This is a genomic window from Tepidibacter formicigenes DSM 15518, assembly GCF_900142235.1.
GTDB classification, from domain to species: domain Bacteria; phylum Bacillota; class Clostridia; order Peptostreptococcales; family Peptostreptococcaceae; genus Tepidibacter; species Tepidibacter formicigenes.
The window spans coordinates 1-9,434 of record NZ_FRAE01000082.1 but is presented as its reverse complement, the minus strand read 5'-3'; the positions used below and the strand labels follow the sequence as shown (position 1 = coordinate 9,434).

At 28.9% G+C, this 9,434-nt stretch carries 11 protein-coding genes and 1 tRNA gene; all 12 read left to right on the top strand.

The features are described from left to right. The first annotated feature begins 342 nt into the window (after positions 1-342). Positions 343-2,220, top strand: a complete 1,878-nt coding sequence (gene pulA, locus BUA77_RS11840; protein WP_072890521.1) for a type I pullulanase — start codon at positions 343-345, stop codon at positions 2,218-2,220. A 105-nt stretch (positions 2,221-2,325) separates the two neighbouring features. Continuing rightward, entirely contained in the window at positions 2,326-3,240 is a 915-nt protein-coding gene (gene cysK, locus BUA77_RS11835; RefSeq protein WP_072890518.1) for a cysteine synthase A, read from the top strand. A gap of 180 nt (positions 3,241-3,420) precedes the next feature. After that, positions 3,421-3,573, top strand: a complete 153-nt coding sequence (locus tag BUA77_RS14000; protein WP_159428991.1) for a hypothetical protein — start codon at positions 3,421-3,423, stop codon at positions 3,571-3,573. A gap of 126 nt (positions 3,574-3,699) precedes the next feature. Next, positions 3,700-4,236 (top strand): serine O-acetyltransferase EpsC, encoded by a 537-nt coding sequence (epsC, locus tag BUA77_RS13580; RefSeq protein WP_143151360.1) that lies wholly within the window; start codon positions 3,700-3,702, stop codon positions 4,234-4,236. Between the two features lie 12 nt (positions 4,237-4,248). Further along, complete coding sequence (gene cysS, locus BUA77_RS11825; protein ID WP_072890515.1) at positions 4,249-5,643, top strand: cysteine--tRNA ligase; 1,395 nt, start codon at positions 4,249-4,251, stop codon at positions 5,641-5,643. A 1-nt stretch (position 5,644) separates the two neighbouring features. After that, complete coding sequence (locus BUA77_RS11820; RefSeq protein WP_072890512.1) at positions 5,645-6,040, top strand: Mini-ribonuclease 3; 396 nt, start codon at positions 5,645-5,647, stop codon at positions 6,038-6,040. Positions 6,041-6,159: 119 nt separating this feature from the next. Beyond that, entirely contained in the window at positions 6,160-6,918 is a 759-nt protein-coding gene (gene thyX, locus BUA77_RS11815) for an FAD-dependent thymidylate synthase (protein WP_072890508.1), read from the top strand. A gap of 11 nt (positions 6,919-6,929) precedes the next feature. Beyond that, complete coding sequence (rlmB, locus tag BUA77_RS11810) at positions 6,930-7,670, top strand: 23S rRNA (guanosine(2251)-2'-O)-methyltransferase RlmB (protein ID WP_072890504.1); 741 nt, start codon at positions 6,930-6,932, stop codon at positions 7,668-7,670. 1 nt (position 7,671) lies between these two features. Further along, on the top strand, positions 7,672-8,181 hold the full coding sequence (locus BUA77_RS11805; protein ID WP_072890501.1) for an NYN domain-containing protein: 510 nt from the start codon (positions 7,672-7,674) through the stop codon (positions 8,179-8,181). Positions 8,182-8,286: 105 nt separating this feature from the next. Continuing rightward, on the top strand, positions 8,287-8,931 hold the full coding sequence (sigH, locus tag BUA77_RS11800; protein WP_072890498.1) for an RNA polymerase sporulation sigma factor SigH: 645 nt from the start codon (positions 8,287-8,289) through the stop codon (positions 8,929-8,931). Positions 8,932-8,986: 55 nt separating this feature from the next. Further along, a tRNA-Thr gene (locus BUA77_RS11795) sits at positions 8,987-9,062 on the top strand. A gap of 60 nt (positions 9,063-9,122) precedes the next feature. Further along, positions 9,123-9,434, top strand: a 312-nt coding sequence (locus tag BUA77_RS11790) for a GTP-binding protein (protein WP_242939121.1), incomplete at its 3' end; no start/stop codon positions are given.

Below are 9,434 nucleotides of genomic sequence, written 5' to 3'. Positions count from 1 at the left end.
GTACTTTGAGAAAATATAGCTAGGAATTCAGCAGATATATTAACCATTAGGGCATTTGACCCCGCAAAGGAGCATAGCTGATACCACATCATGGATAGACTGAACGAAGGAATTTAGGGACATTGATCCTGTGAGACATGGGAGGGTACGTCGCCATGAAATTAGTGGATTAATTCCAGTAATATTTTGGTAAAAACACTGATTTTCTGGGGTTATACATTTCTATATCCATAAAATTGAATATGTTGAAGTTATATCCAAAAATTATATCTATCAATTTATGAAATTGTAAGAAATAGAGAGTATTTAAGAGAAAATAAAAGTATATAGAGGGAGGTTTTTATGAAAAGTTTTATGTATAATGGTGATGATTTAGGTGCAAATTATAAAAAGGAATATACATTATTTAAAGTTTGGTCTCCTTTTGCTGATAAAATTAAGGTGGTAATTTATAATATATATAACGATATAGTAGGAAATGAGCATAATATGATAAAAAAAGAAAATGGTGTATGGGAATTAATTCTTAAAGGAGATTATAAAAATAAATATTACAATTATAAAGTAACTATAAATAGTATAGAAAGAGAGACTCCAGATCCCTATACAAAAAGTGCTACAATTAATGGTAAAAAAGGAATGATTGTAGATTTTAATGATTTAAATCCTGAGGGATGGGAAAATCATTCCATCCCTTCTTACTTAAAATATACAGAATCTATTATTTATGAAATGCATGTAAGGGATTTTTCAATAGATAAAAATTCAGGAATAAAAAACAAAGGAAAATATTTAGCTTTTACAGAAGAAAAAACAAAAGGAATAAATAAAGTATCTACAGGAATAAATCATCTTAAAGAACTTGGAATAACTCATATTCATTTATTACCTGTTTTCGACTTTCAAAGTGTAGATGAAAGTAAAGAAGGAGAATATAATTGGGGATATGATCCATATCTTTATTGTGTTCCAGAAGGGTCTTACTCTACAAATCCTTATGATGGAAGAATAAGAATAATAGAGTTTAAAAAAATGATAAAATCTTTGCATGAAAATAATATCAGAGTTGTAATGGATATGGTGTTGAATCATACTTATAAAACAGGAAATAGTCCTTTTGATATTATTGCTCCAAAATATTATTATCGGACATATGAAAATGGAACTTATTCAAATGGTTCTGGATGTGGAAATGAAATTGCATCAGAAAAGCCTATGGTAAGAAAATTTATAATAGACTGTCTTAAGTTTTGGGCAACAGAATATAAAATAGATGGATTTCGTTTTGATTTAATGGGGCTTCATGATATAGAAACTATGAAAGAAGTAGAAAAAGAACTTAGAAAAATAAATCCTAATATTTTGCTTTATGGAGAGCCTTGGACAGGAGGAATTTCTTCTTTAGATTATAAGCTTCAATTTAGAAAAGGATGTCAAAGAGGAACAGGAATTGCTGTGTTTAATGATGGATTTAGAAATGCTGTAAAAGGAGATAATGATGGAACTGGATTAGGATTTATAAATGGAGGATATGATTTAGAAAATAAAATAAAAAAAGGAATTACTGGAAGTATTTACTATAATGATGTATTAAAAGGATTTGCAAATGAGCCAGGAGAAAGTATAAATTATGTAAGTTCACATGATAATTTAACCTTATTTGATAAAGTTGAGAAAAGTAATCCAGAATCTACTAAAGAGGAAATAGAAAAAATGAACAAATTAGCACTTTCAATTATACTTACTTCTCAAGGAGTTCCTTTTATTCATGGAGGTTCAGAAATATTAAGAAGTAAAAATGGACATAATAATAGCTATAATTTAGGAGATGAAATTAATAAGATAAATTGGTATAGAAAAAATAGATATATAAGAACTTTTGAATATATCAAAGGATTGATTCATTTTAGAAAAAGTCAAAAAGTAATGATGTTAGATAAATCAGAAGAAATAAAAAAAAATCTGAGATTTATTGAGACTCCTCCTAAAGCGATAGCTTATATTTTGAATTCTACTTATGAAAAAGACTATAAATATATATTTATAGTTCATAATGCAAATAAGAAAGAAGTAATAGTTCAGTTGCCTAAAAAAGGACCGTGGAAATTAGTTGTAAATGAATTTGAAGTAAATTTATATGGACCTTGGATTGAAATTAAAGAAAATATAAAACAACTAAAAATACCACCTTTATGCACATATATATTATGTAAGAACTAGTTAATATTTAAAAATTATCATTTTGATATTGACAAAAATAGATTGTAGTTATATTATTAAGTAAACTATTCTGATAGAAATACTAGGGAATAAGGAGGAGGTTTAATGATTTATAATAATATTGGAGAACTTATAGGAAATACTCCTATTGTGAAACTTAATAATTTAGTTGATGGTGATACGGCTAATATTTATGTTAAGCTTGAATATTTTAATCCTGGAGGATCTATAAAGGATAGAATAGCCCTTAATATGATAGAAGAAATGGAAAGAAGAGGAGCGTTAAAAAAAGGTTATACAATAGTTGAACCTACAAGTGGAAATACAGGTATAGGAATTGCCATGGTAGGGGCATACAAAGGATATAAAGTTATTTTAGTTATGCCAGATACTATGAGTGTGGAAAGAAGAAAAATATTAAAAGCTTATGGAGCACAGATTATTCTTACAGAAGGTTCTAAGGGAATGAAGGGTTCTATAGAAAAAGCTTATGAATTAGTTTCTAAAAATGATGATTATGTAATACTTAGTCAATTTGAAAATATGGATAACCCAAATGCTCATAGAAAATCAACCGCTATTGAAATTATTAGAGACTTAGATTCTAATATAGATGCTTTTGTTTCGGGTGTTGGAACAGGTGGAACAATAACTGGTGTTGGAGAGGTGTTGAAAGAAAAAATAGATAATATTAAAATTTATGCAGTAGAACCTAAAGATTCATCTGTTTTATCAGGTAAAAAACCTGGACCTCATAAAATACAGGGAATAGGAGCAGGATTTATACCTAAGGTTTTAAACACAAATATAATAGATGGGATTATTACTGTTTCAACTGAAGAATCTTATAATACTTCAAGAGAACTTGCCAAAAAAGAAGGATTGTTTTTAGGAATATCATGTGGAGCAGCTGTATTTGCAGCTATTAAAGTAGCTAAGAAATTAGGAAAAGGGAAAAATGTAGTTGTAATAGCACCTGATACTGGAGAAAGATATTTAAGTGTAGGAAATTTATATTAAAATTTAAATTAATATCTCCCTATAAAAAAAATTTATAAATAATGAAGGAATTTTTTGAAAAAAGCATAATATTTATTAATAATGAATATTGTGTATAAATTTGTGCATAATATGTGCATAATATGTGTATAATGATTAGAGGATGTTAATAACCTTTAATTTTATAGGGGGGATAAGGAAATGGATAGAGAAGTGGATGACATTAAATTTGAATTAAAATCTCTTTGTGAAGAATTTATGGATATTTTAAGTAAGATGAAAGAAAAAAATATAATATCTGAAGAAGAATATAAAGAGTATTCATCTAAAAAAATAGAATTTTTACAAAATTAATCTCAAAAAGCCCTGAATTTTAAATTCGGGGCTTTAAATTTTATTATCAATATGATATATTTATCAATATGATACAATTGTATCGCATTGATAAATATACTATGCATTGATTAAGGGGGATTAAATATGAAAACTATAATTAATGAAATTAATGTTATTAAAGAAAAAGATCCAGCAGCTAAAAGTACATTGGAAGTTTTGTTTAACTATCCAGGACTTCACGCTATTTTAATTCATAGACTTGCACATTTTTTATATAAGAAGGGATTTTTTGTTACAGCTAGAATAATATCTACAATAAGCAGATTTTTAACTGGGATTGAAATACATCCTGGAGCTAAAATAGGAAAAAGACTTTTTATAGATCATGGAATGGGTATAGTAATAGGAGAAACAGCAGAAGTTGGAGATGATGTTACTATATTTCATGGGTCAACTTTAGGCGGAACAGGAAAAGATACAGGAAAAAGGCATCCAACTGTTGGGAATAATGTTATAATATCAGCAGGAGCAAAAGTATTAGGTCCTATAGAAATAGGAGATAATTCAAAAATAGGTGCTAATGCAGTTGTCTTAAAGGATGTTCCTAATAATTGCACAGTTGTAGGGATACCAGCAAGGATAGTAAGAAAAGATGGGATTAGAGTAGATGAAAAATTATAAAGAGGTGGTAAAATGAAATTATATAATACTCTAACTAGAAAAAAAGAAGAATTTATTCCTCTAGAAGAAGGAAAAGTAAAAATGTATGTATGTGGTCCTACGGTATATAACTATTTTCATATAGGAAATGCAAGACCTTTTATAATATTTGATACTTTAAGAAGATATCTTGAGTATAGAGGGTATAAAGTAACTTATGTTCAAAATTTTACTGATGTAGATGATAAAATAATAAATAAAGCTAATGAAGAGAAGATAAGTGCTGATGAGGTAGCTAGCAAGTATATAAAGGAATATTTTATAGATGCAGATGGTTTAGGAATTAAAAGAGCTACTATACATCCAAGGGTTACAGATAACATAAAAGAGATAATAGAGTTTGTAAAAGACTTAGAAAATAAAGGGTATGCTTATGTTGTAGATGGAGATGTATATTTTGATACTAAAAAATTTAAAGATTATGGAAAACTTTCAAAGCAAAATCTAGAGGATTTAGAAGCTGGGGCTAGGATAGAGATAAATGATAAAAAAAAGAATCCTATGGATTTTGTTCTTTGGAAATCTAAAAAAGAAGGAGAACCGGGGTGGAATAGCCCTTGGGGAGAAGGAAGACCAGGTTGGCATATTGAGTGCTCTGTTATGTCAAGAAGGTATTTAGGTGATACTATAGACATTCATGCAGGAGGACAGGACTTAACTTTCCCTCATCATGAAAATGAAATAGCTCAAAGTGAAGCAAGAAGTGGAAATCAGTTTGCAAGATACTGGCTTCATAATGGATATATAAATGTGAATAATGAGAAAATGTCTAAATCTAAGGGCAATTTTTTTACAGTTAGAGATATATCTAAAGAGTTTGATTTAGAGGTAGTTAGATTTTTTATGTTATCTGCTCACTATAAAAATCCAGTTAACTTTAGCGATGAAATGTTAAAGCAAGCAGGAGCTGGTCTTGAAAGATTATATAATACTAAAGGTAAACTGGAGTTTTTATTAGAAAAGCTAAGTGGTAACTTAAAAGAAGAAGAAAAAAATCTTTTAGATGAATTAGATAAGTATAAACAAAGATTTATTGAATCTATGGATGATGATATAAATACAGCTGATGCTATAAGTGTTATTTTTGAACTTGCAAGATTCATAAATTCTAATCTTAATGAAGAATCTTCTTTAGAATTTGCTAAAAGAAGCTATGATTTATTTGTAGAGCTTACTAATGTTTTAAATATAGTTAACAAAGAAAAAGAGGAAGCCTTAGATGAAGAAATTCAAAATCTTATTGACCAGAGAACTAAAGCTAAAAAAGAAAAGAACTTTGCATTAGCAGATGAAATAAGAGATAGACTTTTAGATATGGGAATAGTTTTAGAAGATACAAGACAAGGAACTAAATGGAGAAGAGTTTAATATGGAAAATAAAGAAGTCAGAAATATGTCACCTCTAGTACTTGCATATATGGGAGATGCTATTTATGAGGTTTATGTAAGGGATTATTTAATTAAAAAATATGGAATGTGTAAAGTGAAGGATCTTCATAAAAGAGCTATTAGCTTTGTTAAAGCAAAATCTCAAGCTCTTGCAGTATTATATTTAGAAGAAAATCTTAGTGAAGAGGAAATGTATATTGTAAGAAGAGGAAGAAATCAAAAATCAAATACTGTACCTAAAAATGCTGATATAAAAGATTATAGATATGCTACAGGATTTGAAGCTTTAATTGGTTATTTACATTTAAGTAATCAAAAAGAAAAAATGGAGATTATAATAGATAAAACTATTAAGTTTATAGAGGGAATGGAGTAAATCTAGAGTCCTGTATTGCTTTTATTTATATATTAATTAAAAGTAATATTAGGACTTTTTTTTTTACATTATGATATAATATTACTTATGATTAAAAAATATAAAGGGGGGCTTTTTTTATGAAGGTTAAATTACTTGAATATACTCCAAATCCTGAAAAAGTTATATCAATGGCAGCAAAACTTTGCTATTCATCTGTAGGGGTTGATGAAATAGAAAAAGATTTGACTCCTGAAAAAGTGGACAAGTTTTTAAATATGCTTATAAGTATAGGTCATGAAAGTCCTATTGAACATGTGAATTTTACTTTTGCTGTAGAAGGGATATCAAGAAGCTGTTCTCATCAAATAGTAAGACATCGTATAGCTAGCTTTTCTCAACAAAGTCAAAGGTATGTAAAGTTAGGAAGTTTTGAGTATATAATACCACCAGAAATTGAAAAGGTACCTAAAGCTAAAGAAATATTTATAAAAGCTATGGAGGATGATCAAGAATCTTATGATGAACTTGTAGATATTTTATTTGAAAAACATTATGATAATTTTATTAAAGAAGGGAAAACTGAAAAAGAATCTAAATTGCTTTCAGAAAAAAAAGCAATAGAAGATGCTAGATATATATTCCCTAACGCTTGTGAAACTAAAATGGTGTTTACAATGAATGCAAGAAGTTTATTTAACTTCTTCAAGCATAGATGTTGTGAAAGAGCTCAATGGGAAATAAGGGAGCTTGCAACAAAGATGCTTAAGGAAGTTAGAAGTGTAGCTCCTATTATATTTAAAAATATAGGACCAAATTGCTTATTAGGACCGTGTCCAGAAGGAAAAATGAGTTGTGGTAAAATGAATGAAATAAGGCAAAAATTCGAGAAAATTTAAGAGGTGATTTTGTGGTAAAGATAGAAGGAAGAAATCCTGTAATAGAAGCATTAAGAGGAGATAGAAACATAGATAAAATTATGATAGCAAGTGGAGCTAAGGAAGGTTCTATAAAAAAAATAATTGCTATGGCTAAAGATAAAGGTATAGTTATTCAATATGTTGATAGAAAAAAATTAGATGAGATAAGCGAGTCGCACTCTCATCAAGGTGTAATTGCCATGGGAAGTAACTATAGATATTATGAACTGGATGAAATATTGAACATAGCAAAAGATAAAGGAGAAGATTCTTTTATTATAATATTAGATGAAATAACAGATCCTCATAACTTAGGGTCCATAATGAGAACTGCAGATGCAGTTGGAGCACATGGAATAATTGTACCTAAAAGAAGATCTGCATCTATTACTCCTGTTGTAGCTAAAGCCTCTGCCGGTGCAGTTGAATATGTTCCTGTGTGTAAAGTGACGAATATAGTAAATACAATAAAAAAACTAAAAGAAGAAGGAATATGGATAGCGGCAGCGGATATGGAAGGTGAAAATTATTATAAAAAGGATTTAACTGGACCTATTGGAATAGTTATAGGTAGTGAAGGATTTGGAATATCTAGACTTGTAAAAGAGAAATGTGATTTTACAGTAAGAATACCAATGGTAGGAAAAGTAACTTCTTTAAATGCATCTGTTGCCTCTTCTATACTATTATACGAAGTGTTTAAACAAAGAATAGAAACTAAAGAGGTATAATGTGAGAGAATATCTTATTGTAGATGGCTATAACATAATAAATGCTTGGGAAGATTTAAAAGAATTGGGAAATGAAAATCTAGAATTATCAAGGCAAAAGCTAATAGAGATACTTGTGGAATATGCATCATTTAAAGGAATAAAAGTTATAATTGTATTTGATGCATATTTAGTAAAAGGGGCAAGAAATAATATACAAAATTATAGAAATTTAGAAGTTGTTTATACAAAAGAAAATCAAACGGCAGATAGTTATATAGAAAAATTTATAAGTGAACTTAGAAAAAATGATATTATAAAAGTTGCAACTAATGACTGGGCAGAACAGCAGATTGTATTAGGGAAAGGAGCTAGCAGGATATCTGCTAGAGAGTTAAAATTTGAAATAGATTTTGCGAAACAAAAAATAAGAAAAAAAACAGAAAATAAAAAAATACAAAAAAATACATTAGATTCCATACTTGATAAAGAAACTTTGTCGAAACTTGAGAAGATACGGAGAAGCCGTTGAAATAGCTTGACTATAGGATTTGTGTTATCTATAATGTAATAGTGGATAATTTCAAAAAAATTTGTTTTTTAGGAAAATTCAATTTTCCTATGGAGGGGAGTACAAATGCTAGTTGCAAAAGAAAAGAATAATTATAATAATGAAGAGGAACAAATGCAAAAAGAAATTGTTCTTAAGGCTAGTAAGGGGGATACATTAGCTTTAGAATACTTAATAAAAAAATATAAAAATTTCGTAAGAGCTAAAGCTAAATCATATTTTTTAATAGGAGCAGATAAAGAAGATATAATACAAGAAGGAATGATAGGGCTTTATAAAGCAATAAGAGATTATGATGAAGAAAAAACTTCTTCATTTAAAGCTTTTGCAGAGCTTTGTATAACAAGGCAAATAATAACAGCTATAAAAACTGCTACAAGACAAAAACATATACCTCTTAATTCCTACATATCTTTGAATAAGCCTATTTATGATGAAGAATCAGATAGAACACTTTTGGACATAATTACAACAAGTGTAATAACAGACCCTGAAGAACTTATAATAAGTAGGGAAGAACTTAAAAATATAGAAAATAAAATAAGTGAAATACTTAGTAGTTTAGAACTTGAGGTTTTAGAACTTTACTTAAGTGGCAAATCTTATCAACAAATAGCTAACAAACTAGGAAGACATGTAAAATCAATAGATAATGCACTTCAAAGAGTAAAGAGAAAACTTGAAAAATATTTAGAAAATAGAAATAGTTAAAACATATTGACTTTGTTTTTTATGAGTAGTAAAATATTTAACGATAGTTTAGAATGCCCATGTGGCTCAGTCGGTAGAGCGTCGCCTTGGTAAGGCGGAGGTCGGCGGTTCGAGTCCGCTCGTGGGCTCCATAATTTTTACTGTAATATGAAACACTAGGAAGAGTTTATTGAAAAAAGGAGGAAGAAAAAATGGCAAAAGCTAAATTTGAAAGAACTAAGCCACACGTTAATATTGGAACAATAGGACACGTTGACCATGGTAAAACAACATTAACAGCTGCTATAACAAAAACATTACATGCAAGATACCAATTAGGAGAAGCAGTAGATTTTGCAAATATAGATAAAGCTCCAGAAGAAAGAGAAAGAGGAATCACAATTTCAACAGCACACGTTGAATATGAAACTCCAAATAGACACTACGCACACGTAGACTGCCCAGGACATGCTGACTACGTTAAGAACATGATTACAGGAGCAGCACAAATGGATGGAGCAATC

Coding starts and splice junctions, on each gene's coding strand:
- pulA (WP_072890521.1), top strand. CDS start 343: ATGAAAAGTTTTATGTATAATGGTGATGATTTAGGTGCAAATTATAAA.
- sigH (WP_072890498.1), top strand. CDS start 8,287: ATGCTAGTTGCAAAAGAAAAGAATAATTATAATAATGAAGAGGAACAA.
- cysS (WP_072890515.1), top strand. CDS start 4,249: ATGAAATTATATAATACTCTAACTAGAAAAAAAGAAGAATTTATTCCT.
- BUA77_RS14000 (WP_159428991.1), top strand. CDS start 3,421: ATGGATAGAGAAGTGGATGACATTAAATTTGAATTAAAATCTCTTTGT.
- epsC (WP_143151360.1), top strand. CDS start 3,700: ATGAAAACTATAATTAATGAAATTAATGTTATTAAAGAAAAAGATCCA.
- BUA77_RS11820 (WP_072890512.1), top strand. CDS start 5,645: ATGGAAAATAAAGAAGTCAGAAATATGTCACCTCTAGTACTTGCATAT.
- thyX (WP_072890508.1), top strand. CDS start 6,160: ATGAAGGTTAAATTACTTGAATATACTCCAAATCCTGAAAAAGTTATA.
- cysK (WP_072890518.1), top strand. CDS start 2,326: ATGATTTATAATAATATTGGAGAACTTATAGGAAATACTCCTATTGTG.